The organism is Lentzea sp. NPDC051208, assembly GCF_040682435.1.
Lineage (GTDB): Bacteria > Actinomycetota > Actinomycetes > Mycobacteriales > Pseudonocardiaceae > Lentzea > Lentzea kristufekii.
The window spans coordinates 58,594-80,931 of sequence record NZ_JBFBAW010000024.1 but is presented as its reverse complement, the minus strand read 5'-3'; the positions used below and the strand labels follow the sequence as shown (position 1 = coordinate 80,931).

The window sequence follows — 22,338 nt, the reverse complement described above, 5'->3', positions numbered from 1 at the left end:
ACGAATGTCAGTCAGAGGATGAACCAATCGGTGCAACCACTTGCGAACCGGAACTTCACCGGTCCTCGCGGCGCGACGCCCATCACGAACATCCCCAGTTCGTCGACCGTCGCGGTCTCGTGGTCGCCGTTCGGCGTCACCAGCGTGACCGGGCCGGTCGCCGGCATCAGCTGACCGGTCACCCCCGCCGCGGACACCTCGACCTGCAGCATCACGCCGTCCGCGTCGAACACCAGCTGCCGCGCCGTGGCCGTGGACCGCGCACGGGCGAACAGCGTGTCGTCCAGCACGGAGTCGTACGACGTGATGAGCAGCAGCTCCTCGTCGATGTTCCGCCAGGTGAACGCGGCCTTCGCGGCCTCCACGAACTCCGGCGGGACGTCGTCCTGGGGTGTGCTCAACGCGTCGCGCAAGGCGTCGAGCAGTACTTCGTCACTGTCCCAGTCGTGCCGCACCCAGCACACCTCCTCTCTTCTGCTGTGCCGGCCCCTTCTTGGCAGATCCCAGGAAGACCGAGATCGCAGGGGTCTTGCGCAACTTCTCCAGGCAACGTATCCGCGTCGGGCCGATGCTGCCGACCGGCATCCCGAGCTCTTCGCTCACGACCTGGTAGCTCGGCGGCGGGTCCGTCATCAACTTCTGCAGCAACCGCTTGCACTGGTCCGTGAGCTCGGCGAACCCGTCGCGCAAGGCCTGCCGCCGCTCCACCGCCAGCAGGTCCGCCTCCACGTCCGCGTCCGCCTGCTCCGACTCCAGCGCGTCGGACTCCGACAACGGGTCGTAGAGGTGCGTCCGCTGCTGCACGCGCAGCACGCGCAGGCATTCGTTGCGGGTGGTCGTCATGATCCAGCCAGGCAGCGCCTCCGGCTCGCGCAGTCGTCCGATCTGCTCCACGAGCCGAAGCCACAGCGTCTGGTTCACGTCGGCCGCGTCCGTTGGGCGCAGCCGGTGCTTGTAGATCACCGACACCACCAGCGGTGTGTAACGGTCCACGATCTCGTTCCACGCCGACTGATCGCCCTCGGCCGCCGCGCTCACGAGCGCGGCGATCGGGGATGCAGAACTCACGTCGACTCCTTGCGGTCACAACTGGCGGAGGCGGAGGTTGCCTCCCAGATACAACTATTTGACGAAAACTCCGTAGCCGGTGTGGAACTCCGGGCCCGACAGCAGCTTGTCACGCGCCTGACGTGCGTCGATGCCGTCCGAGACCATCGTGGCGGCGATCCGGCCGGTGACCAGGGGAGCGGCGAACGACGTGCCGTACCAGTACGCCCACAGCGCGAACGGCGTGGCCGCGGCCTCGCCGGGCAGCTGCCACTCGCCCTTGAGGTAGGTCGACGCCCGGTTGCCGATCGCGCACGCGTCGACCCAGTGGCCGAAGTTCGAGTAGAACGCGGGGCCGATCGACCCGTCCCGCTCCTGCTGGGCGGCGGCGACCGCGGTGACCCCGCACAGCGCGGCGGGCCAGCTCGGCCGCTGCGTGCCCTGGTTGCCGGCGGAGGCGACCACGACGATGTCGTCGGGCAGCGCCTCGATGGTGCGCCGCAACGGTTCGGAGGCGACGTCGTCCGCGGTGAAGCAGCCGAGCGACAGGTTGAGCAGGTTGATCTTCTTCCGGCCCAGCTCGGTGATCTTGCGGCAGATCCGTTCCTCGTCGCCGAAGCCGTTCGGGTCGAGGCCGATCTCCGGGTCGAAGGTGACGCCGGGCGCCGCGTTCTGGATGACGCCCGCGACGAACGTGCCGTGCCCGCCCTGCAACGCGAACTGGTCGCCGCTGCTGTAGGCGTCGTCGACGTCGTCGGCCTCCTTGGCGTAGCGGCCGTCGAACCAGTCGGAGTGGTCGCTGTCGGCGCCCGAGGAGATGCCGGTGTCGATGATGCCGACGCGGACGTCCTTGAGGCGCTCGTCGAACTTCGGCGCGGAGACCGGGTCGGCCGGGTGGGGCCGGTCGCCGGGGTTGCCCATGACCAGGCCGCCGTGACCGACGATCACGTGGTGCGGCTGCACGAGCGGCACGCGCTCGTTCGGCCAGTTCCGCTGGTCGCGCAACAGGCGGACAATGCGGGGAATGTCCTCCGCGTTGTCCGGCAACGTCAATCGTGCCAAACCGGCGAATCCTTCGCCCGGCCGGGCGATGATGTTGTTTTCCCGGAGCTTTTCGACCACGCGTTGTTCGTCCTCGGCGGCGACGAGCAGCTGGCCGGGTCGATAAAGGAATTCACGCCCGCGTTCGGCGTGGAAGCTGATGGTCTTGTCCTCGGCGATGAGCTGCAGGAAAGCTCTTTGGTAAAGCTCCGCGCTTTCTGGCGTTTTCGACACCACGGCCTCACTAAAGCAGCGTTGACGGGCACCCCGACCGAGCTTGATCAAGCTACCACAGCGGATAAAGTGTTGCCGTGACCGACTTTTGTGCGGAGGACGCGCTGGAGGCCAGGCAGCGCAACCCGCGCGCGGCCGCGGAGATGGCGCGCGCTGTCCTTCGCGCGACGGAAGATCGTTCGGAATGGTCGATCGCCGAGCGCGCGATCGGTCTCGCGTTGCGGGAGATGCACGACTTCCCCGGCGCGGCCCGGCACCTCCGCCGCTCGATCAGGATCGCCTCCGAGGCGTCGCTGCCCCGGCTGGCCGCGCTGGCCCAGATGAGCCTGGCGTGGGTGCTCGCCTACACGGGCAAGCAGAAGGCCGCGCTGACGTTGCTGGACGACGCCATGCCGGAGCTGACGGGCGCGGACTCGGTGGCCGCGCTGATGCAGCGCGGCGTCGTCTTCCACTACCTGACCCGCTACGACGACGCGCAGCGCGACTACACGGCGGCCATCGCCGGTGCGCGCCGCGTCGGGGACCGGCTGGTCGAGGCGCGCGCTCTCAACAACCGCGGCCTCGTGCGCGCGTACGTGGGGAACATGCGTGAGGCGTCGGCCGACTTCTCGCTGGCGGCGTCCCTGCTGGGCGAGCTCGGCCAGGAACTCGGCGTCGCCGACGTGCACTGGAACGCCGGCATCATGGCGACGCGCGGCGGTGACGTGCCCGCCGCGCTGACGCTGTTCGACAAGGCGGAGGAGGTGTACCGCCGCCTCGACGTGATGCGCCCGGTGCTGCTGGTCAACCGGTTGGAACTGCTCGTCTCGGTGCCGCTGCTGGACGAGGCCCGCGCCGCGGCCGACCGCGCGATCACCGAGCTGAAGACCCTGAAGAACCCGCTGGGCGTCTCCGAGGCCCTGTACTTCCGCGCCCGGATCGCCCTGCTGGACGACGATCCCTCGGCGGCGCACTCGTTCGCCGCCGAGGCGCGTCGCCGTTTCCGCCGCGAGCAGCGCCTGCTGTGGGCGGCGGGCGCGCGTTACCTGGAACTGCACGCGGCCGTGCTGCGCGGCGACCGCTCACGTCCGTTGCGCCTGGCGCTGTCGCGGGTCGCCACCGAGCTGGACGCGATGGACTGGCGGCTGCCCGCGCTGGAGGCCCGCATCGACGCTGGTCTGGTCGCCGCCGACCTGGGCCACCGCGTGCGCGCGGTCGCGGAGCTGTCGGTGGCGGCCGGTGCGCGGCTGCGCGGCCCGGCCGGTCTGCGCGTGCGCGGCTGGTACGCGGAAGCGTTGCGCCGCAAGCTCTCCGGTGACGTCCGAGGGACTTCGTCCGCTCTCCGGCGCGGCATCGGGCTGCTGGACGAGTACCGGGTGTCCCTGGGCGCGGCCGAGCTGCGCGCGTCGGCGGGCGTGCAGGGCCAGGCTCTCGCGCTGGAGGGCCTGCGACTGGCCGTGGCCTCCGGCAACGCGGCCCGCGTGCTGTCGTGGACCGAGAGCTGGCGCGCCGGCGCGCTGCGGATGAAGTCCGTGTCCCCACCGGACGATCCGCGCCTGGAGGACGCGCTGGCGTCGTTGCGCGCGGTGGCGGCCGACGTGGAATCCGCCGTGCTGGCCGGAAGACCCGCGGGCGCCCTGCGCGCCCAGCTGGTGCGCGCCGAGCAACGCGTCCGCGACCTGACCCGCCAGGTGTCGGGCGAGGTCTCCGTCTTCAAGCCGCCGTCGGTCCCGTCCCTGGTCTCCGCCCTGGGCTCGTCGGCGCTGATCGAGTTCGTGGAGGACGACGGCACGCTGATGGCCGTCGTCCTGGCCGGCGGCCGCGCCTCCCTGCACTCCCTGGGACCGGCGGAGGGCGTGGTCCGCGAGATCCGCCTGCTCCGCTTCGCCCTGCACCGCCTGGTCACCCTGCCGCCCGACCTGCCGAACCTGGCCGTGGCCCGCTCCTCGGCGTCCCACGCCGCCGCGCTGCTGGCCCGCCGCCTGCTGGACCCGCTGGCCTCCCGCATCGACGGCCGCCCGCTGGTCGTGGTGCCCACCGGCGCGCTGAACGGCCTGCCGTGGGCGGTCCTGAACCGCCAGGTGACGGTCGCGCCGTCCGCGTCCGTCTGGCTGCGCGCCACCTCGGTGCCGGACGCCTCGGGCGAGTCCGTGCTGGCCGCGGGCCCGCGCATGGCCGCGGCCCCCGCCGAGATCAAGGCCATCAGCGCCCACGTGCCGGGCCGCGTCCTGGTCGGCGGCGAGGCGACGGTGAGCGCCGTGGCGTCCGCAATGGACGGTGCCGCGCTGGCCCACATCGCCGCCCACGGCTCGTTCCGCGTCGACAACCCGCTGTTCTCCGCTTTGGAGCTGGCCGACGGGCCGTTGACCGTCTACGACATCGAACGCCTGCGCCGGCCGCCTACGCGGGTGGTGCTGTCGGCGTGCGACACCGGGCAGTCCGCCGTTCGGCCCGGCGACGAGTTGATGGGGTTCACGGCGGCCCTGCTCGGGCTGGGCACGCGGACGTTGATCGCGCCTGTGGTGCCGGTGCCCACCGACGGCACGGCGCCGGTCATGGTGGAACTGCACCAGAAGCTGGCCGCCGGAATGGCTCCGGCCGAGGCTTTGGCCGCGGTGCAGCGTGCCGCTGTGGACGACGCGGCTTACGCGGCCGCCGTCGGGTTCGTCTGCTTCGGTGCGGGGTGATGGAGGGCCTCCATCGGCCATCTCTTCGGTTGGTCTTGGCGCCGAACGGTGTTTGACGACCCGGAACCGCCCCTATTTTCCTTGCCATGCCAGCAAGAGCCTCCACGGTGCGTGGCCGCGAGTTCGGAGCGGGAGTCCGCGCAGTAGTCGATTCGACGGGTATGTCGCACCGCGCCATAGCCGAGTTGTTGGGCTGGGATCCGCAGAAGCTCTCGGACCTGCTCACGGGCAAGGGAGGGGTCAGCGAGATCGACTTCGCCCGGCTGCTGGGCCTGTGCAGGGTGAGTGAGGAGGAGTTCGACCACCTCATGGCCCTGCTGAAGGTGTCGCGGGAGAAAGGGTGGTGGCAGCACTACAAGGGCGCCATACCCATCAAGATGCGGACGCTCATCGAGCACGAGGCCGTCATGAGCGAGGTGTACAGCTGGCACCTGACGCTGGTGCCGGGCCTGTTGCAGATCCCTGACTACATCCGGCCCCTGTACGTGGTCTGGCCGAAGATCAAGGCCAAGGACATCGACCTGCGCGTCGAGGCGCGGGTGGCCAGGCAGCGGATCCTGGAGGGCGGGCGCAAGTTCTTCTTCTTCGTGCACGAACAGGCGTTGATGCTGCCGGTCGGCGGCGAAGCGGTATGGCGGGACCAGCTCCACCACCTCCTGCGGATGTCGGTGCGGCCGTACATCACCATCCGGGTCGTTCCGACGGCGATCGGCGCGCACGCCGGAACGATGGGCGAGTTCAGCCTGATGAAGTTCAAGAAGATCCCGTCCGTGGTCTACACCGACACGATGAACTCGGGGATCTTCATGGAGGACCAGGCATCTGTCGACCTCTACACGGACATCCTCAAGTCGCTGGATGGCGTGGCGCTCGATGCGGAAGAATCGAGGAGGTTGATCACCGGCATCGTCTCCTGAGGAGGCCACTGTGTGGCGCAAGAGCAGCTACAGCCCTGACGGCAACAACTGCGTGGAGATCGGTGCGGGAGTCGGTGTCCGGGACAGCAAGTCGCCTTCCGCTCACCTGCCGCTGTCCCCGCTGAGCTGGGAGGCCTTCCTCGCCTCGGCCAAGAGCGACTACTTCGGGCCATTCCAGAACGCCTGAGTTTCGCTTATGGTTGCTCGCCATGACAACGAGGTCGTGGTGGGGCTGGGGCACCGTCGAGGACGCCGTCACCCCGCAGGAACGCCGTGCGCTGGTCGAGCGGGTCCGGGCGGTGCTGCCGGACGCGGACCTGACGTTCCACGAGCCACCGGATCCCGCCGCGCTCGACCTGCCCGCCTCGCGGATCGAGCCGGGTGAGATCTACTCGACCGACCCCGTCGACCGGCTCGCGCACGCCCGCGGCCAGGCCTACCGCGACGTCACCCGAAACCTCGCCGGCGACGTCGGCCCGCTGCCCGATGCCGTCGCCCGTCCGCGCACCGAGCAGGACGTCGTCGACGTGCTCGACTGGTGCGGGTCGAATGACGTGGCGGTGATTCCCTTCGGCGGCGGCACTTCCGTGGTCGGCGGCGTTGAGCCGCGCGACCTGGATCGCGTCGTGACGATGGACCTGCAACACCTGGACCAGGTGCTGGAAGTCGACCCGGCCAGCCGCGCCGCCCAGATCCAGGCGGGGGTCCTGGGGCCGTCGCTGGAGGCCCAGCTCAAGCCGCACGGCCTGACGTTGCGGCACTTTCCGCAGTCGTTCGAGTTCTCGACGCTCGGGGGCTGGCTCGCCACCCGCGCCGGTGGCCACTACGCCACGCTCTACACGCACGTCGACGACCTGACCGAATCGCTCAGGGTCGTGACGCCCCAAGGGATCAGCGAGTCGCGGCGGTTGCCGGGGTCGGGTGCGGGGCCGTCGCCGGACCGGCTCTTCCTGGGCTCCGAGGGCACGCTGGGCGTGATCACCGAGGCGTGGATGCGCCTCCAGGAGCCGCCGACGCACCGAGCGGGGGCCTCGGTGCGGTTCGCCTCGTGGGAACGGGCCGTCGAGGCGACGCGGCTGATCGCGCAGTCCGGTTTGCATCCGGCGAACTGCCGTTTGCTGGACCCGGCGGAGGCGTTCCTCAACGCAGGAGCACCGTCTTCCGTGCTGGTGCTGGCGTTCGAGTCCGCGGACCATCCGGTCGACGCGAAACTCGCGCGAGCGCTGGAGCTCTGCGGTGGTGGCGAGGTGGTCGAGGGCGCGGCGCAGCAGTGGCGGAAGTCGTTCCTGCGCATGCCTTATCAGCGTGACGCGATGGCCCAGCACGGGATGATCACCGAGACGTTCGAGACGGCCTGCACGTGGGACCGCTTCCCCGAGTTGCACGCGGCGGTGACGGAGGCGGCGACCAGGGCGTTGCGGGAGGTGTGCGGCATCGGCGTCGTCACGTGCCGCTTCACCCACGTCTACCCGGACGGCCCCGCGCCCTATTACGGCATCTACGCGCCGGGGCGCTGGGGCAGCCTCACCGCGCAGTGGGACGAGATCAAGGCCGCGGTCTCGGAGGCGCTCCTCGCGTCAGGCGGCACGATCACGCACCACCACGCCGTCGGCCGCGACCACATGCCCTGGTACACGCGCCAACGGCCGGACGTCTTCGGCGCGGCCCTGTCCGGTGCCAAGGCCGCGCTGGATCCTCAGGGCCTGCTCAACCCCGGTGTCCTCACGCCACGACCGACCTGAGGATCAGCGCCGCGATGAACACCAGCGTGAACGCCAGGTCGAGCCCGAACCCGCCGAACCGCACCGGCGGCAGCACCTTGCGCACCGGCGCCAGCACCGGCTCGGTGACGCCGTGGGTCACCCGGCGCACCTTCCACACCCAGTCGCCGCGCGCCTGGAAGGTGACCGCCCAGTCCACGATCATCCGGCCGATCATCACGAGGATGAACAGCGTCAAGAGCCAATAGAGCAGCCAGCCGACCAAGCCGAACAAAATGGCCTCCTTCGTCCTGTACGTCCATGAAGCCACACGAAACTGAGAGGCGCCTGGCAACTCGCTGAGACAGTATTCAGCGTGTGGCGTACGACGAGGGCCTGGCCCACCGGCTGGGGGAGTCGCTGGGCGACCTCCCGGACCTGAGCACGAAGAGGATGTTCGGCAGCCTGGTGTTCATGTGGCGCGGAAACATGCTGGTGGGAGTGCTGAACTCCGACTTGATCGCGCGGGTGGGCCCCGAGGCGCAGGCCGACGCGCTGGCCCAGCCGGGCGCCCGCGTCTTCGACTTCACCGGCCGGCCGATGAACGGCTGGGTGGTCGTCGCCGGGGAGGCCGTGGCGGAGGACGAGGCGCTGGACGACTGGATCGCGCGCTGCCGCGAGTTCGTGGAAGCGCTGTCGCCGAAGTGACCCTGTTCGAACGGGTCCGGGAGGCGCTGGCCGGGTTCGGCCCGATGCGCGAGGTCGAGATGCCCGGCGGCGTCGTGTTCGAGTGGGACGGTGACGCGCTCGCCGGCGTCGAGAGCGGCGTGCCGCGGGTGCGCGTCGAGGACGGCTGGGCCACTCCGGCCGATCACGACCTGGCCGGGGCGATCCAGCAGGCCGCCGACGTCGTGCTGGCCGAGTGCGTGCTCCGATGGCACGACCAGCTTCGCGCGGGCGGCGACGACGCCTACCGGGCGATGCTCGGCCTGGTTCACCACGACCAGGACCGCGAGCAACTGCAACGCCTGCTGCTCGCCCACACCCGCGGTCCCGTCCAGGGCCTCCGCCAGCTCGCGGTCACCTGCCTCGGGCACGTGGGCAGGCTCGACCGGGCAGTGCTGCCGGAGGTGTTGGGGCGCCTGGAAGAACTGATCGACGACCCCGACCTCGGGGGCACGGCCGAGAACGCGCTGGGCGACATCGAGAGGCACACCCACCCGTTCCTGCTGTGGCGGCGGCACCAGTCGGCATGGGTGATCTTCGCGCCACCCGGCGACCCCGAGGTCGCCAGGCAGCTCGCACTGGTCGAGGAACCTGACGTGGTGGTCGTGGTCCCGCACGCCGAGACGCTGCCCTCGTTGCGGGAGTACGTGCTCGGTCTCGTGCGGGAGGTGGAAGCGCGTACGCACACGGTGGACGAGGAGTGCGGGCTGCTGCTTGCGGATCCTGCGAAACCCGGGCTGCGCTTCGTTCTCGAGTACGACGGCGACATCGCGGCGCTGCAGCCGCTGCTGAACGACTGGGAGGACCTGGTCGCCGTCGTCAAGGACCACTACCTGCTGGCCTGGTGAGCTACCGCCGCCGGTACCGGCCTGAAGGTTCTCCGCCAGAGCGGCACGTCGACGACCGTGAAGTCGTTCAAGACGAAGTAGCGTCGATGCATGACTGCTGAAGACATGCTGGCCGTCGCCGTCGAGGAGGCGCGGACGGGACTCGCCGAAGGCGGAATCCCCATCGGCGCGGCACTCTTCGACGGCGACGGCCGTCTGCTGGGCCGGGGCCACAACCGCCGCGTGCAGGACGACGACGCCTCGATGCACGCGGAGACCTCGGCCTTCCGCAACGCCGGCCGCCAGCGCAGCTACCGCGGCACGACGATGGTCACGACCCTGTCGCCGTGCTGGTACTGCAGCGGCCTGGTCCGCCAGTTCGGCATCTCGCACGTCCTGATCGGCGAGGCCACGACGTTCCACGGCGGCCACGACTGGCTGGCGGAGCACGGCGTCGGCATCACCGTCGTCGAGGACCCGGCGCTGATCGAGCTGATGACGACGTTCATCGCCGAACGCCCCGAGCTCTGGTACGAGGACATCGGCCAGGATTAGCGTGACCGCATGGCTGCTGTGCTGATCACCGGCGCGACCGAGGACGCGGAGATCGCGCGCCGGCTCGTTCTCGCCGGTCACACCGTCCGGTTCGCGCCGACCGACGGCGCCTCGGCCGAGTCCCTGGACTCGCTCGACGTGCTGGTCAACGCCGGCGGAGCCGGGGAGGAGACGTTCGAGGGCGCCGTCGAGGGGACCGCGCGCGTCCTGCAGACCTACCTGCCGCTGCTGGAACGGTCCGCCTCCGCCGTCGTGGTGAACGTCAGCGGCCCGCGGGACTCGCCGTCGGCGGCTGCGGTCAACCTCGTCACCGTGCAGTACGCGAAGGCGTTCCCGCGGCTGCGGATCAACGCCGTCGAACAGGACATCGGCGCCATCGTGGAGATGGCGCAGATCGGACAGGACGGGCCGACCGGCGCCTACTTCGACGCGACGGGCAACCCGCCCTGGTGATCAGGACGAGAAGCGCTGCGCCGCCTCGTCCACCGACCTCACGATCGTGAACACCGCGTCGAGCCCGGTCGCCTCGATGGGACGCAACGCGGCCCTGGTCGACGCCACCACCAGGAACTCGACGCCGGTCTTCGACGCGCGCTGCTGGCCCAGGACCAGGGCCTCCAGCCCGGCGGACCCCAGGAACCGGACGCCGCCTAGGTCCACTACGACGGCCCGCAGGCCTTCCGTCACGTGGCTCTCCAGCGGGCCGGTCAGTGAACCGCTGGAGGTGGTGTCGAGCTCACCGGACACACGCAGCACGACCACGTCGGGCGTGAGCCGGTCGACGACCACGGTGGCCAGAGCAGTGGGGTCAGGCACGTGATCTCCTTCGTCAGCTGTCAGCACCCCACGTTAGCCCGGCTGGAAAGCTGCGGTCGACGGCCCCTCAGCGACGTGTGGCCCGCGCGCAGGGAAGCCTGGACGTGCTGGGTGAGGCGGGCGTGCAGTTCGTGGCACGCGGTGAAGCCGAGGCGGACGTCCTCCGGCGGGCACTGGACGGGCAGCAGTTGCGCGAACGGGTCGCCGCCGATCGTGTCGACCGCGGTCAGGAAGCCGACGAGGGCCCCGACGAGCCGGCGGTGCAGGCCGAACAACGACAGCGCGTTCGCCAGTGCGAGGGTCGGGGCGGGCATCTCGTCCACGGCGGCGAACGGGTCCAGGTCGCGCAGCGTCACGGTGAACAGCACCGAATGGGTGCGCGCCGAGCGCGTGCCGTAGGCGTCGCCGTGGATGTCGCGCAGCACCGAACGCATCTCGCGGCGCGGCTGCCAGAACGCGCGGTGCCTGTCCAGCTCGGCCAGTCCCTCGTCCGACAGCGCGGCGGGGGAGGTGACCTCGGTCAGCGACCGCAGCGCCTCCTCCCAGCGGGCTTCCAGTGCCGCGTGGAACTGGGCCAGCGCCGGGTGGTCCTCCCAGCCGGTGGCGACGTCGTCGAAGCCGCGCATCCGCAGCTCGTAGCAGATCCACAGCGACAGCTGCAGGTCGTCGTCCTGCCAGGCCTCCCTGGTGCCGCCGCTGACGAGCAGCGCGGGCCGCGGCGAGGGCGGCAGGCGCAGCGCTGTGACCAGGGCTGAACTCATGTGGCCGCGGGGAGCGGGGAGGCGCATCAGGTTTCCTCACGCGTTCGGGCGATCAGCATGTCCACAAGGGACTCGGGGTCCGGGCAGCGTCGTTGCCGCGCGGCACCGCAGCCGTTGTGGCGCAACCAGTCCAACTGCTGTTCCACAGTAGACAGAGTGTCGCGATCGCGCAGCGCGACCGAGACGTGCTCCACGAGCGACACCGCCCGGTCGAACGCGGGGGAGAGTTTTCCGGTGAGTGGATCGGCGGCCAATCCGTCGACCCCGTCGCGCGACGCCCGCCAACATGCCGCCAGCAGCACGGAATCGTCCACCCGCTGTTCGGAGGGTTCCGTCACGACGAGGGCCCGGATCAGCTCGGCGAGGACCGCGACTTCCGTTGCCAGCTGCGGAATGTCCGCGACGCGCACCTCGACGGTCGGATGATCGGCCGACGGGCGGACGTCCCAGTACACCATCGCCCTGTCCATCATCGCTTCCGAGCTGATCAGCGCCTCGACGGTCCGGTCGTAGTCGGCGGGGCCGTGCCAGTGCGGCGGCGGTCCGCTCACCGGCCAGCGCGACCACACCATCGACCGCCAGCTGGCGTACCCGGTGTCCTCTCCCTGGTAGTACGGGGAGTTCGCGCTCAGCGCCAGCAACGTCGGCAGCCACGCCCGCAGCTTGTTCGAGGCCTCCAGCGCTTCGGACTCCGAGGAGACGCCCACGTGGACGTGCAGTCCGCAGGCACCCGTTCCGGTCACGAGCCTCCGATGGGAGTACTCGATCCGGTGATAGCGGGGGTCATCCGATCCGGGAGGGGGTCCGGCTTCGCCGATCGGCGGCATGCCCGTCGCCACGAGCCGGCACCCCGCCTCTTCGGCGGCGTCCACGAGCACCCGGCGGCCGAGCCGGACCTGCTCGGACAGCTCGTCGAACGAGGAGGTGACGCCGGTGGCGATCTCGATCTGGAACGGGGTGAGCTCGCCCTGGACGTCGAGGTCTCCCGGCGCGCTCGAGATCTCCCTGACCCGGGGTGCCAGTGCTACCGGCCGCCGCGAATCGGGATCCACGAGGAGGAACTCCTGTTCCACACCGACCGTGTAGTGATTCATCGGTGAGCGGGTACCCGCGTTCCATGCTGATCAATCCCGGAGTGGCCACATGAGACTGCGGCGCAGCATCACCGCAGGTCCAGGCTGGACGCGGCGCAGACACGGCAAGGGGTTCCGCTACCTCGACGCCGAGGGCAGGGCGCTGTCCGCGAGCGACGTCGAGCGGGTGAAGGCCCTCGTCATCCCACCCGCCTGGCGCGACGTGTGGATCTCACCGCACCCGAACGGCCACATCCAGGCCGTCGGGTACGACGACGCCGGCCGCCGCCAGTACCTCTACCACGACAAGTGGCGGGCCGACCGTGACACGGAGAAGTTCGCCCGCGTGCTGGAGCTCGCCCCGAAGCTCGGGAAGTTCCGCGAGCAGATCGAGAAGGACATGAGGTCGCGCGGCCGCAGGCGGCTGCTCGCCATCGCGCTGCGGATGCTCGACCTCGGCATCTTCCGCGTCGGCCACGAGGAGTACGCCGAGGAGAACGGCACGCACGGCGTCGCGACCCTGCTCTGCGAACACCTCTCGGTCACCGGCGACCGGATCCGTTTCCGGTTCCCCGCCAAGCACGGTGTCGAGGTGGACCAGGAGATCACCGATCGCGCGCTCGCCAGGGCCGTCCGGTCGTTGCTGCTCGACCGGACACCGGACTGCCGCGTCTTCGACCTCACCGCCGACGACGTCAACGAACGCTTCCGCGAACTGGTCGGCGACGAGTTCAGCGTGAAGGACCTGCGCACCTGGCACGCCACGGTCTTCGCGGCTCAGGCGTTCGCGCAGGCCCTGCGTGAACGGGGCAAGCCGTCGAAGCGCGCGATCAGCGCGGTCATGAAGGAGGTCGCGCAGGACCTCGGGAACACGCCGTCAGTGGCGAGGAAGTCCTACGTGGACCCGCGTCTGGTGGAGGCGTTCGAGGACGGCAACGTCATCGGCGCGGGTGACCCCGAACGGGCCGTGTGCAAGCTGCTCAAGCAGGCTTGACGGCGGCGGCAGCGGCGCGGTCGCACTGGCGGCACCACGCCGCGCCCTGCGCCGCCGCCAGCGAGGCGAACCCGGCGAGGAAGTGCAGCGCGTTCGAACCGGGGTTGACGTTGAGGAAGTTCACGACCTGGTCGTCGTAGCGCGCCAGGCCGAGCCCGAACATCACCAGGAACAGCACCGCCAGCAGCAGCCCGGTCCCGCTCAGCGCCCTCAGGCGCGGCACCGCGAACAGCAGGGCGGCGCCGAAGACCAGGTGGATGACGTTCTGCAGCGGGTTGACGCGCAGCCCGAGGACCCAGGTGTCGGCCTCGCCCGCGAACTTCGAGAAGCCGGTCACGAAGAACCCCGCCACGCCCCAGAGCACGAGCAGCGCCCCGGTGCCGATCGCCAGCTTCTGGGGCCACCGCAACCGGTTCATGAACTCAGTATCGCCAGAACCCGACATTCCCGCTCGCTCATTTCACTCCTCCGCCAGCAAGTCGTGCCGCAGCTGCTCCAGGGACTTGGTGAGCAGGCGCGACACGTGCATCTGCGAGATGCCCACGCGGCGGGCGATCTCCGTCTGGGTCAACCGGCCGAAGAAGCGCAGGACCACGATGGTCCGCTCGCGGCGCGGAAGGCCCCGCAGCATGGGCTGCAGGGCCTCGTGGATCTCCACGCCTTCCAGCGCTGGGTCGTCGACGGTCGAGCTCTCCAGTGAGTCGAGAGGCGCGAACGCCACGTTCTTCTCGATGCGCAGGCCCTCGTAGACGTCGCTGAGCGGCACCCCGAGGTGCCGGGCGATCTCGGAGGGAGTGGGAGACCGCCCGGTCTTGTGCGAGAGCTCGGCGGTCGCGCCGTCGATGGAGTCGCACAGTTCCTTCAACCTGCGGGGCACGCGCACCGCCCAGCACTGGTCACGGAAGTGACGCCGCACCTCGCCCGTGATCGTCGGCACGGCGTAGGACAGGAAGTCCGTCTGCCGCGACACGTCGAACCGGTCGATGGCGTTGATCAGTCCGACCGCCGCCACCTGCGCGAGATCTTCCATGGGCTCGCCGCGTTCGCTGAAGCGGCGGGCGATGTGCCGGGCGAGTGGGAGGTACTCGCGCACCAGTTGGTCCCGCAACACGTAGTAACGCGGCGAGTCACGGCTGGTGCGGGCGAGTTCCTCGAACGCCGCGTGCTGGTCTGGCGTCAACGTGCACCGATCAGACCTGAGGGGGCGGCGTCACGTCGCCTCGCCAAGCGCCGGTCTCGGTGCCGCGGTTCTCGATGAACTCCTTGAACCGCTTCAGGTCACCCTCGACCCGGTGGCCGACGACGCCCAGCGCCGCTCCGGCCTTCTCGGTGAGGGTCTCCGGGTCGTACTCCATCTGGAGGTGCACCCGAGTCGTCTCGTTGTCCAGGCGGTGGAACGTCACCACGCCACCCTGCGGCGGCCCGTCGACCGTGGTCCACGCGACTCGCTCGTCCGCGTGCTGCTCGGTGATCTCCGCGTCGAACTCGCGGACGACCCCGCCGATCTTCGTGGTCCAGTGGGTCCTGGTCGGCGTGATCTGGTCGATCTTCTCGACCCCGTCCATGAACGCCGGGAAGGATTCGAACTGGGTCCACTGGTTGTAAGCCGTGCTCACGGGCACGTGGACGTCCACCGACTTCTCAATGGTGGTCACGAAACCTCCTCCTTCGATTGGTGTCGGAAGGTGAGTACCCGAGCGACGCCGCGTTACACATCCGACCTGTGTCCATTCTGGACAGTCACGCAGAGTGTCGAACCACTTGCGATCTGCACATCACGAAATCACCCACAGTGGTCAAATCGCTCTGTGATCCAAGTCTCAGGGGCGGCATACTGCGCGGTATGTCAGGGGCCCATAGGAGGCGCTGGTGCTCGAAGCGAACAACCTCGAGGTTGTCTACGACGACGTGATGCTGGTGCTCCGCGGCGTGAGCCTGCGGGTGCCCCAGGGCAAGGTCGTGGCCCTGCTCGGTGCGAACGGGGCGGGCAAGACGACCTTGATGAGGGCCTTCAGCGGCCTGCTCGACGTGCACGACGGCAAGGTCACCAAGGGCTCGATCACGCTCGACGGTGAACCGATCCACCGCCTCTCACCAGCGAAGATCGCTGATCGAGGCATCAAACAGGCCCTGGAGGGCCGCCGGATCCTGGCCGAACTGACCGTCGAGGAGAACCTCAAGGTCGGTGGCCACGCGAGACCCAAGCGGCTCAAGCAGAACCTGGACCGCTGCTACGAGCTCTTCCCGCGGCTGCTCGAAAGGCGAAGACAGAGCGCGGGCTACCTGTCCGGTGGCGAGCAGCAGATGCTCTCGATCGGGCGGGCGCTGATGTCGGAGCCGTCCTACCTCCTGCTGGACGAACCCAGCCTCGGCCTCGCGCCGCTGCTGGTCCAGCAGATCCGCGACCTCGTCGTGAAGATCAACGAACAGGGCACCACGGTCCTGCTGGTCGAGCAGAACGCCAGCATGGCGCTCTCCATCGCCGACCACGGCTACGTGCTGGAGACCGGCAAGGTCGTCATGGACAAGCCGGCGGAGGCACTTCTCGCCGACGACGACATCCGTGAGTTCTACCTCGGCCTCGGCACCTCCTCGTTCCGTGCGGTCAAGCACTACAAGCGCAGGAAGCGGTGGCTGTCATGAGTGCCGAGGTGCGCACCTCAGCGGAGGCGCCGTCCACCGCCGTGCTGCGGGTCGAGAACGTCCGGCTCGCGTTCGACGGGGTCGTGGCGGTCGACGGGGTGTCGTTCGAGGTCGGCGAGGGCGAGCTCTTCGCCGTCATCGGCCCGAACGGCGCCGGCAAGACGTCCATCTTCAACGTCCTGAGCGGCGTCTACCGGCCGCAGCAGGGCACCGTGCGGTTCCGCGACCTCGACCTGATCGGCATGCGGCCGCACCGCATCGCCGCGCAGGGCATGGCCCGCACGTTCCAGAACATCGAGCTGTTCTCCCACCTCACCGTCGTCGACAACCTCATGCTCGGCCGCCACAACCACATGCGGTACGGCGCGCTGTCGGCGTTCTTCTGGCTCGGCAGGGCCCGTGACGAGGAGCTGAAGAACAGGGCCGCGGTCGAGGAGGTCATCGACTTCCTGGAACTGGAGCAGTGGCGCCGGTTCCCGGTCGGCCTGCTGCCCTACGGCGTGCAGAAGCGCGTCGAACTCGGCAGGGCGCTCGCCATGGAGCCCAAGCTCCTGCTGCTCGACGAGCCGGTCGCCGGCATGAACGTCGAGGAGACGGAGGACATGGCCCGGTTCATCCTCGACGTCCGGGAGGAGCTGAACATCCCGATGATCATGGTGGAGCACGACATGGGTCTCGTGATGGACCTGGCCGACCGCGTGATGGTCATGGACTTCGGCCGCCCGATCCGCACCGGCACGCCCGCGGAGGTGCAGCAGGACCCCGACGTCATCCGCGCGTACCTCGGCGAGCAGCACAAGAGCGTGACGCCATGACCACATCGACGACGACCACGACCGTGGTCACGCGGGTGAAGGACCGCGCCGAGCGCACGCCCGGCCAGATCGCGCTGCGCGCCAAGGACTTCGGCATCTGGCAGGAGGTCAGCTGGTCCGGCTACTGGGCGAACGTCGAACTGGTCGGCCACGCGCTGCTGGCACTGGGCCTGCAACCGGGGGAGCGGGTGGCGATCCACTCCGAGAACCGGCGCGAGTGGCTCTACGCCGACCTCGGCATCGTCGCCGCCCGGGGCATCACCGTCGGGCTGTACCCGACCAACCCCGCGTCGGAGGTCGCCTACCTCCTGTCCCACTCGGGCTCGCGGATCCTGATCGCCGAGGACCAGGAACAGGTCGACAAGGCGCTGCTGGTGCTGGAGGACACCCCCGACCTGGAGTGGATCGTCTACGTCGAACCCCGTGGCATCAAAGGTCGCTACGACAACCCGAAGCTGCTGGCCTGGGAGGACTTCCTGGCGCTGGGCGCCCAGCACCGCGACGCGTTCCCGGACGAGCTCACCGAACGCATGGCGGCCGTCGAACCCGGCGACGTCATGACGTTGATCTACACCTCCGGCACCACCGGGCCACCCAAGGGCGCGATGCTCACCGTGGCGAACGTCGAGTTCGCCGTCCACGTGCTGGTGGAGGGCGGCGGATTCACCTCGCCACCCCCGTCCTCCTCCGACGTCACGCTGTCCTACCTGCCGTTGTGCCACGTCGCCGAGCGCATCTTCACGACGTGGTTCAGCGCGGCCAGCGGCGTGCAGGTGCACTTCGCCGAGTCGATCGAGACTGTGCAGCCGAACCTGCGCGAGGTGCAGCCGACGATCCTGTTCGGCGTTCCCCGCATCTGGGAGAAGGTGCTGGCCGGCGTCACGATCGGGGTGTCGTCGGCGTCCTGGCTCAAGCGCACGACGACGAGGTTCTGGCTCAAGCGCGCCGAAGCCATCGGCGAAACGCTGGTGCACAACGGTGGCAGGCACACGGGCAAGAGCCGGTTGATCTACGCACTGGGCTGGCTGTTCTGCTTCCGCGCGCTCAAGGCCAGGATCGGCATGCGGCACGTCCGGTACGCCGCCTCGGGTGCCGCGCCGATCGCCCCGGACGTGCTGAAGTTCTTCATGGGCATCGGGGTGCCGATGCACGAGGTCTACGGCATGACCGAGAACACCGCCGTGGCAACGGGAAACCGGCCGGGACGGGTGAAGATCGGCACGGTCGGCGAACCGCAGCCCGGCACCGAGCTGCGCATCGACGAGGAGACCGGCGAGATCCTCACCAGGCACGGCGGCACGTTCGCGGGTTACTGGCGTGATCCCGAGTCCACGCAACGGGTGCTGGACGACGGCTGGCTGCACACCGGCGACGTCGGCGAGTGGGTCGACGGCACGCACGTGAAGATCACCGACCGGATGAAGGACATCATCATCACCGCGGGCGGCAAGAACATCTCGCCGTCCGAGCTGGAGAACGCGCTGAAGACCTCCCCGTACATCAAGGAGGCCGTGGTGATCGGCGACCAGCGGGCCTACCTCGTGGCGTTGATCGGCATCGAGTACGAGACGGTCGGCCACTGGGCGCAGCAACGAAAGATCACCTACACCACCTACCGGGACCTGTCGGAGAAGCCCGAGGTCCAGGAGCTGGTGCAGAAGATCGTGACCGAGGTGAACGGCAGGTTCGCCACGGTCGAGCAGATCAAGAAGTTCCGGATGTTCCCCAAGGAGCTCGACCACGAGGACGGCGAGCTGACCGCGACCCAGAAGGTCAAGAGATCCGCGCTGGGCAAGATGTTCGACGACCTCGTGGAGAGCATGTATGGATGAGTTTCTCCAGTCGTTGATCCGGGGCCTCGGCACCGGGTCGATCTACTCGCTGCTCGCGCTCGGCTTCGTGATCATCTACAAGTCGACGCAGGTGATCAGTTTCGCGCAGCCGGCGTTCATGCTGGCGGGCGCGGTGCTGGTCTCGTACCTCTCGCCCGCGGTGTCGTTCGTCGGCGCGGTTCTCGTCGCCGCCGTGGTGATCGCGGTGCTGGCGCTGGGCGTGGAACGCACGGTGCTGCGGCCGATGGTCGGCAAACCGGTGTTCGTGGTCGCGATCATCACCATCGGCGTGGACGTCGTGGTCAGGGTGGTCACCAACGCGTTCATCGGTCTCGACGTGCGGCAGGTCGGTGATCCGTGGGGGCTGAACACGATCAGCTTCCTGGGAGCGGAGGTGCAGCAGCGCTACCTCGTGATGATCGCGACGACCGCGGTCGTGACGACGCTGCTCTTCCTGTTCTTCCGCTACTCGCGGATCGGGCTCGCCATGCGGGCGGTGGCCTACGACCAGGAGGTCGCGCTGGCACAGGGCATCTCGGTCGGATCGGTGTTCGCGCTGTCGTGGGCGCTGGCGGGCGGGCTCGCCGCTCTCGCCGGCGTGTTCGTGGCCACGGGCGCCGGGGTCGACCAGCAGCTCTGGATCGTGGCGCTGAAAGCGTTGCCCGCGATCATCCTCGGCGGCCTGGAGTCGTTGGGCGGCGCGGTGGTCGGCGGGCTCGCGGTCGGCGTCGTCGAGTCGCTCGTCGGCACCTACCAGGGCGACCTCGCGCCGTGGCTCGGGTCGAACTTCGCGCTCGTCGCGCCGTACGCCTTGATGCTGCTGGTCTTGCTCGTCAGACCGTACGGACTGTTCGGCAGGAGAGAGGTGGAACGCCTGTGAAGGGCCGTCCTGAGCTGTACACCTCCTACGGGCAGGACATGGCGTTCCTGAACACGCGTCCCAAACGCGCGTGGTCGGGCGGCCTCGTCGTGCTCGCCCTGGTCATGCCGTTCATGATCACCGACGACCTGTTGCAGCTGCTCGCGACCGGGTTCGTGGCGGCGATCGGCGCGATCGGGCTGAACATCGCGACGGGGTACGCGGGCCAGGTGTCGCTGGGCCACGCGTTCTTCCTCGCGATCGGTGCCTACACGGCCGCGGCTCTCAGCGGTCCCGAGACCGGGCGGGTGATCGGGTTCGGCATCACGTCGCTGCCGATCTGGCTGCTGGCCTCGGGTCTGGTGGCCGCGTTGTTCGGCGTCCTGGTGGCGCCGGTGGCGGTGCGGTTGCGGGGCCTCTACCTCGCGATCGTGACGCTGGGGCTGGTCTTCCTGGGAGAGCACGTGTTCCGGGAGTGGACGTCGCTGACCGGCGGGCCCGGCGTCGGCCGGCCCGCGGCCGTGCCCGAGCTGTTCGGGGTGCGGCTGGATCAGGACAGCGCGTTGTTCACGGCGGCACAGCAGTTGTACCTGCTGATGTTCGTGCTGCTGGTGATCTTCGGTGTGCTGGCGCGGAACCTCGTGCGCTCGCGCGTCGGGCGTGCGTTCGCGGCGGTGCGGGACCGGGACCTGGCCGCGTCGGTGATCGGCGTGGACCTGACCAGGTACAAGGTCCTGGCGTTCGCGGTGTCCTCGTTCTACGCGGGTGTCGCGGGCGCGTTGTTGTTCGTGGTGAACGGGTTCTTCGATCCCGGCTCGTTCAGCCTGCTGTTGTCAGTGCAGTACATCGCGATGGTGCTCATCGGCGGCGCGGGCACCATCTCCGGAGCGATCATGGGCGCGCTCTTCATCACTCTGCTGCCACGCATCACCAGGGAACTGCCCGCGGTGCTGCCGTTCATCAGTGGTGACGCGACCGGCGTGATCACGGTCTTCCAGCTGGAAGCCGTGCTCTACGGCGTGCTCATCATCGTGTTCCTCATCGTCGAGCCACGCGGGTTGTTCGGCATCTGGGTCCGCGTCCGCAACTACTGGCGCACCTGGCCGTTCTCGTACTGAGGAGAGAATCTCCATGTCTGGTAAGAGACTTGCAGTGATATTTGTCGGGGCGTTGCTTCTCGCCTCGTGTCGGGGTGGGGACGGGGCCGCGCCGCAGGAGGGCACGGGTGGCATCAAGGTCGACGCCGGCGTGACGAAGGAGGCGTGCCCCAACGCCGTCGACAAGTCCAAGGGCTGCATCTACCTCGGCACCATCTCGGACCTCACCGAGGGCCCGTTCAAGACGCTGGCCGTGCCGATCACGGACTCGCAGAAGGCGTTCTGGAAGCGCGTCAACGACAAGGGCGGCATCGGCGGCTACGAGGTCGACGTCACGAAGTACGTCAAGGACAACAAGTACAACCCGCAGATCCACAACCAGGTCTACCAGGAGATCAAGGGCAGCGTCCTCGCGCTGACGCAGACGCTGGGCTCGCCCACCACCGTGGCGATCCTGCCGGACCTCGAGAAGACCCCGATGGTCTCCGTGCCGGCGTCCTGGACCTCGTTGTGGGGCCACCAGGAGGTCGTGCTGGAGTCCGGCGCGAACTACTGCGTCGAGTCGATGAACGCGGTCGACTACGCCACCGAGAAGATGGGCGTCAAGTCCGTCATGGCCGTGCACAACGCCGGTGACTACGGCGACGACGCGGCGGCGGGGACGAAGATCGCGGCCGAGAAGCGCGGGCTGACGTTCGAGAACGTGACCACCACGGCCGGCCAGGACAACCAGGGCGGTGCGATCGACGCCGTGGTGTCCAAGAAGCCGGACCTGGTGATCCTGACGACCGGACCGACCGACGCGGCCGTGATCATCGGCCAGGCCGCGGCCCGCGGCTTCAAGGGCAAGTTCATCGGCACCTCGCCGACGTGGAACCCCGGCCTGCTGAAGTCGCCGGCCGCTCCCGCGATCAAGGCGCTGTACATGCAGACCGCGCCGTGGAAGTCGTGGGGCACCGAGTCCGTCGGCCACACCGCGATGCGCGCGGCACTGCCCGGCGTGACGCCGAACGACGGCTACACCGCGGGCTGGGTGTGGGCGTACCCGCTCAAGGCCGCGCTCGAGAAGGCGGCGGCGAACAAGGACCTGACGCGGGCCGGTGTGCTCGCCGCCGTGCGCCAGCTGACGTCCGTGGACTACGAGGGCATGCTTCCTTCGGGTGCAGGTAACTTCTCCGCTTCGCCCCAGGACGGACTGTTCCGTCAGACGACCCTCTACCGGCCCGACGACGCCGCTCCGACCGGAGTGACGCTGGTGGAGGACTTCTTCACCGGCTCGACGGCAAAGGATTTCAAGTTCGAGAAGCCCTGCTACCAATGAACCGAACGGGTGACACTCGACGCTGAAACCGGACATCGCCGACTAGTCTCGCTGCTGAGGCTTGGGTAGGAGGTCGTGACGGTGTTGTCGTGCGTCGAGGTTCGCCGCTCCACCGGAGGCCTCCGTTTGTTCGTCCGTCCCCCGGCCGCGTCGCGCTGGAGCGCGCGGCTGGGGTACGAACGGGTGTCGGAGTTGCTGACCGCGATTCGTCAGGCGGAGTCGTGCACGGTGCCGGACGTGGCACTGCGGTACGTGCCCGACCAGCGCACCGGTGAGGCGGTGCTGGCGTGCGAGACGGGGTCCGTTCTGCTGGACGCCGACGAGGTGTCGGCGTTGCACGACACGCTCCGCGCGCACATGCCGGACAGGATGAGGCCCCTCCCGGTCTAAGCACTGCTCCGGAAGTCCCGTCTC

Annotated in this window: 27 protein-coding genes; 17 read left to right on the top strand and 10 right to left on the bottom strand. The window is 69.1% G+C overall.

What is annotated here, in order from left to right; genetic code table 11:
- Positions 1 to 11: 11 nt before the first annotated feature.
- From AB0M48_RS39510 to AB0M48_RS39500, 3 genes are read right to left on the bottom strand one after another with little or no spacing between them, the layout of a single operon-like run.
- The gene (locus AB0M48_RS39510) at positions 12 to 455 is read right to left on the bottom strand and encodes a hypothetical protein (RefSeq protein ID WP_363852541.1); all 444 of its coding nucleotides are present in this window, start codon (positions 453 to 455) and stop codon (positions 12 to 14) included.
- Positions 433 to 1,068, bottom strand: coding sequence for a sigma-70 family RNA polymerase sigma factor (locus AB0M48_RS39505; RefSeq protein WP_363852538.1), 636 nt, complete (start codon positions 1,066 to 1,068; stop codon positions 433 to 435). The genes AB0M48_RS39510 and AB0M48_RS39505 overlap by 23 nt, the downstream gene beginning before the upstream one ends.
- Before the next feature lie 54 nt (positions 1,069 to 1,122).
- Positions 1,123 to 1,995: a S8 family serine peptidase gene (locus AB0M48_RS39500; RefSeq protein WP_363852534.1), complete on the bottom strand. Its 873-nt coding sequence runs from the start codon at positions 1,993 to 1,995 to the stop codon at positions 1,123 to 1,125.
- Between AB0M48_RS39500 and AB0M48_RS39495 the strand changes: the two genes are divergently transcribed.
- The 5 genes from AB0M48_RS39495 to AB0M48_RS39475 all read left to right on the top strand — a co-directional run bounded on the left by AB0M48_RS39495 (position 1,981) and on the right by AB0M48_RS39475 (position 7,647).
- Positions 1,981 to 2,403 (top strand): hypothetical protein, encoded by a 423-nt coding sequence (locus AB0M48_RS39495; protein WP_363852531.1) that lies wholly within the window; start codon positions 1,981 to 1,983, stop codon positions 2,401 to 2,403. The genes AB0M48_RS39500 and AB0M48_RS39495 overlap by 15 nt on opposite strands.
- Positions 2,400 to 4,988, top strand: coding sequence for a CHAT domain-containing protein (locus tag AB0M48_RS39490; RefSeq protein WP_363852528.1), 2,589 nt, complete (start codon positions 2,400 to 2,402; stop codon positions 4,986 to 4,988). Before AB0M48_RS39495 ends, AB0M48_RS39490 begins: the two co-directional genes overlap by 4 nt.
- 86 nt (positions 4,989 to 5,074) lie before the next feature.
- Positions 5,075 to 5,905: a helix-turn-helix transcriptional regulator gene (locus AB0M48_RS39485; protein WP_363852525.1), complete on the top strand. Its 831-nt coding sequence runs from the start codon at positions 5,075 to 5,077 to the stop codon at positions 5,903 to 5,905.
- Positions 5,906 to 5,915: 10 nt separating this feature from the next.
- The gene (locus tag AB0M48_RS39480) at positions 5,916 to 6,092 is read left to right on the top strand and encodes a DUF397 domain-containing protein (RefSeq protein ID WP_363852523.1); all 177 of its coding nucleotides are present in this window, start codon (positions 5,916 to 5,918) and stop codon (positions 6,090 to 6,092) included.
- A 22-nt stretch (positions 6,093 to 6,114) separates the two neighbouring features.
- Complete coding sequence (locus AB0M48_RS39475; protein WP_363852520.1) at positions 6,115 to 7,647, top strand: FAD-binding oxidoreductase; 1,533 nt, start codon at positions 6,115 to 6,117, stop codon at positions 7,645 to 7,647.
- Here AB0M48_RS39475 and AB0M48_RS39470 read toward each other — a convergent pair.
- A complete protein-coding gene (locus AB0M48_RS39470) occupies positions 7,628 to 7,900 on the bottom strand; it encodes a YggT family protein (protein ID WP_319989253.1) in 273 nt (90 codons plus the stop codon). The two genes, AB0M48_RS39475 and AB0M48_RS39470, sit on opposite strands and share 20 nt — an antisense overlap.
- Positions 7,901 to 7,983: 83 nt before the next feature.
- On the opposite strand from AB0M48_RS39470, the gene AB0M48_RS39465 reads away from it, so the two are divergent.
- From AB0M48_RS39465 to AB0M48_RS39450, 4 genes are all read left to right on the top strand, one after another.
- Positions 7,984 to 8,313, top strand: a complete 330-nt coding sequence (locus AB0M48_RS39465; protein ID WP_363852516.1) for a TfoX/Sxy family protein — start codon at positions 7,984 to 7,986, stop codon at positions 8,311 to 8,313.
- Positions 8,310 to 9,179 carry a hypothetical protein gene (locus AB0M48_RS39460; protein WP_363852513.1) on the top strand — a complete coding sequence of 290 codons (870 nt, stop codon included), beginning with the start codon at positions 8,310 to 8,312 and terminating at the stop codon, positions 9,177 to 9,179. The genes AB0M48_RS39465 and AB0M48_RS39460 overlap by 4 nt, the downstream gene beginning before the upstream one ends.
- 90 nt (positions 9,180 to 9,269) lie before the next feature.
- On the top strand, positions 9,270 to 9,713 hold the full coding sequence (locus AB0M48_RS39455; protein WP_363852510.1) for a nucleoside deaminase: 444 nt from the start codon (positions 9,270 to 9,272) through the stop codon (positions 9,711 to 9,713).
- Between the two features lie 9 nt (positions 9,714 to 9,722).
- A complete protein-coding gene (locus AB0M48_RS39450; RefSeq protein ID WP_363852507.1) occupies positions 9,723 to 10,166 on the top strand; it encodes a hypothetical protein in 444 nt (147 codons plus the stop codon).
- Here the strand turns inward: AB0M48_RS39450 and AB0M48_RS39445 are convergent, their stop codons facing one another.
- The 3 genes from AB0M48_RS39445 to AB0M48_RS39435 are packed head-to-tail and all read right to left on the bottom strand — an operon-like array spanning position 10,167 to position 12,384.
- A complete protein-coding gene (locus AB0M48_RS39445; protein ID WP_363852504.1) occupies positions 10,167 to 10,529 on the bottom strand; it encodes an STAS domain-containing protein in 363 nt (120 codons plus the stop codon).
- 20 nt (positions 10,530 to 10,549) lie between these two features.
- Positions 10,550 to 11,317 carry an iron-containing redox enzyme family protein gene (locus AB0M48_RS39440; protein WP_363852502.1) on the bottom strand — a complete coding sequence of 256 codons (768 nt, stop codon included), beginning with the start codon at positions 11,315 to 11,317 and terminating at the stop codon, positions 10,550 to 10,552.
- On the bottom strand, positions 11,317 to 12,384 hold the full coding sequence (locus tag AB0M48_RS39435; protein ID WP_363852499.1) for a glutamate--cysteine ligase: 1,068 nt from the start codon (positions 12,382 to 12,384) through the stop codon (positions 11,317 to 11,319). The genes AB0M48_RS39440 and AB0M48_RS39435 overlap by 1 nt, the downstream gene beginning before the upstream one ends.
- Positions 12,385 to 12,433: 49 nt before the next feature.
- On the opposite strand from AB0M48_RS39435, the gene AB0M48_RS39430 reads away from it, so the two are divergent.
- Positions 12,434 to 13,357 (top strand): DNA topoisomerase IB, encoded by a 924-nt coding sequence (locus tag AB0M48_RS39430; RefSeq protein WP_363852497.1) that lies wholly within the window; start codon positions 12,434 to 12,436, stop codon positions 13,355 to 13,357.
- On the opposite strand, the gene AB0M48_RS39425 is transcribed toward AB0M48_RS39430, so the two are convergent.
- From AB0M48_RS39425 to AB0M48_RS39415, 3 genes are read right to left on the bottom strand one after another with little or no spacing between them, the layout of a single operon-like run.
- Positions 13,344 to 13,775 carry a DUF4383 domain-containing protein gene (locus AB0M48_RS39425; protein ID WP_363852494.1) on the bottom strand — a complete coding sequence of 144 codons (432 nt, stop codon included), beginning with the start codon at positions 13,773 to 13,775 and terminating at the stop codon, positions 13,344 to 13,346. The two genes, AB0M48_RS39430 and AB0M48_RS39425, sit on opposite strands and share 14 nt — an antisense overlap.
- A 42-nt stretch (positions 13,776 to 13,817) precedes the next feature.
- The gene (locus AB0M48_RS39420; RefSeq protein ID WP_363852491.1) at positions 13,818 to 14,537 is read right to left on the bottom strand and encodes a SigB/SigF/SigG family RNA polymerase sigma factor; all 720 of its coding nucleotides are present in this window, start codon (positions 14,535 to 14,537) and stop codon (positions 13,818 to 13,820) included.
- A gap of 10 nt (positions 14,538 to 14,547) precedes the next feature.
- Positions 14,548 to 15,012: an SRPBCC family protein gene (locus AB0M48_RS39415; RefSeq protein ID WP_363852488.1), complete on the bottom strand. Its 465-nt coding sequence runs from the start codon at positions 15,010 to 15,012 to the stop codon at positions 14,548 to 14,550.
- Between the two features lie 214 nt (positions 15,013 to 15,226).
- On the opposite strand from AB0M48_RS39415, the gene AB0M48_RS39410 reads away from it, so the two are divergent.
- From AB0M48_RS39410 to AB0M48_RS39380, 7 genes are all read left to right on the top strand, one after another.
- Positions 15,227 to 16,000: an ABC transporter ATP-binding protein gene (locus AB0M48_RS39410; protein ID WP_363852485.1), complete on the top strand. Its 774-nt coding sequence runs from the start codon at positions 15,227 to 15,229 to the stop codon at positions 15,998 to 16,000.
- Positions 15,997 to 16,815 carry an ABC transporter ATP-binding protein gene (locus AB0M48_RS39405; protein WP_363852483.1) on the top strand — a complete coding sequence of 273 codons (819 nt, stop codon included), beginning with the start codon at positions 15,997 to 15,999 and terminating at the stop codon, positions 16,813 to 16,815. The genes AB0M48_RS39410 and AB0M48_RS39405 overlap by 4 nt, the downstream gene beginning before the upstream one ends.
- Positions 16,812 to 18,647, top strand: coding sequence for an AMP-binding protein (locus tag AB0M48_RS39400; RefSeq protein ID WP_363852480.1), 1,836 nt, complete (start codon positions 16,812 to 16,814; stop codon positions 18,645 to 18,647). The genes AB0M48_RS39405 and AB0M48_RS39400 overlap by 4 nt, the downstream gene beginning before the upstream one ends.
- Positions 18,640 to 19,527 carry a branched-chain amino acid ABC transporter permease gene (locus AB0M48_RS39395; protein ID WP_363852477.1) on the top strand — a complete coding sequence of 296 codons (888 nt, stop codon included), beginning with the start codon at positions 18,640 to 18,642 and terminating at the stop codon, positions 19,525 to 19,527. The genes AB0M48_RS39400 and AB0M48_RS39395 overlap by 8 nt, the downstream gene beginning before the upstream one ends.
- Positions 19,524 to 20,624: a branched-chain amino acid ABC transporter permease gene (locus AB0M48_RS39390; RefSeq protein ID WP_363852474.1), complete on the top strand. Its 1,101-nt coding sequence runs from the start codon at positions 19,524 to 19,526 to the stop codon at positions 20,622 to 20,624. The genes AB0M48_RS39395 and AB0M48_RS39390 overlap by 4 nt, the downstream gene beginning before the upstream one ends.
- A gap of 130 nt (positions 20,625 to 20,754) precedes the next feature.
- Positions 20,755 to 21,924, top strand: coding sequence for an ABC transporter substrate-binding protein (locus AB0M48_RS39385; RefSeq protein WP_363852471.1), 1,170 nt, complete (start codon positions 20,755 to 20,757; stop codon positions 21,922 to 21,924).
- A 75-nt stretch (positions 21,925 to 21,999) separates the two neighbouring features.
- Positions 22,000 to 22,314 (top strand): hypothetical protein, encoded by a 315-nt coding sequence (locus tag AB0M48_RS39380; protein ID WP_319989270.1) that lies wholly within the window; start codon positions 22,000 to 22,002, stop codon positions 22,312 to 22,314.
- Positions 22,315 to 22,338: the final 24 nt, after the last annotated feature.

Coding starts and splice junctions, on each gene's coding strand:
- AB0M48_RS39475 (WP_363852520.1), top strand. CDS start 6,115: ATGACAACGAGGTCGTGGTGGGGCTGGGGCACCGTCGAGGACGCCGTC.
- AB0M48_RS39455 (WP_363852510.1), top strand. CDS start 9,270: ATGACTGCTGAAGACATGCTGGCCGTCGCCGTCGAGGAGGCGCGGACG.
- AB0M48_RS39435 (WP_363852499.1), bottom strand. CDS start 12,384: ATGAATCACTACACGGTCGGTGTGGAACAGGAGTTCCTCCTCGTGGAT.
- AB0M48_RS39430 (WP_363852497.1), top strand. CDS start 12,434: ATGAGACTGCGGCGCAGCATCACCGCAGGTCCAGGCTGGACGCGGCGC.
- AB0M48_RS39425 (WP_363852494.1), bottom strand. CDS start 13,775: ATGAACCGGTTGCGGTGGCCCCAGAAGCTGGCGATCGGCACCGGGGCG.
- AB0M48_RS39405 (WP_363852483.1), top strand. CDS start 15,997: ATGAGTGCCGAGGTGCGCACCTCAGCGGAGGCGCCGTCCACCGCCGTG.
- AB0M48_RS39395 (WP_363852477.1), top strand. CDS start 18,640: ATGGATGAGTTTCTCCAGTCGTTGATCCGGGGCCTCGGCACCGGGTCG.
- AB0M48_RS39400 (WP_363852480.1), top strand. CDS start 16,812: ATGACCACATCGACGACGACCACGACCGTGGTCACGCGGGTGAAGGAC.
- AB0M48_RS39485 (WP_363852525.1), top strand. CDS start 5,075: ATGCCAGCAAGAGCCTCCACGGTGCGTGGCCGCGAGTTCGGAGCGGGA.
- AB0M48_RS39440 (WP_363852502.1), bottom strand. CDS start 11,317: ATGCGCCTCCCCGCTCCCCGCGGCCACATGAGTTCAGCCCTGGTCACA.
- AB0M48_RS39450 (WP_363852507.1), top strand. CDS start 9,723: ATGGCTGCTGTGCTGATCACCGGCGCGACCGAGGACGCGGAGATCGCG.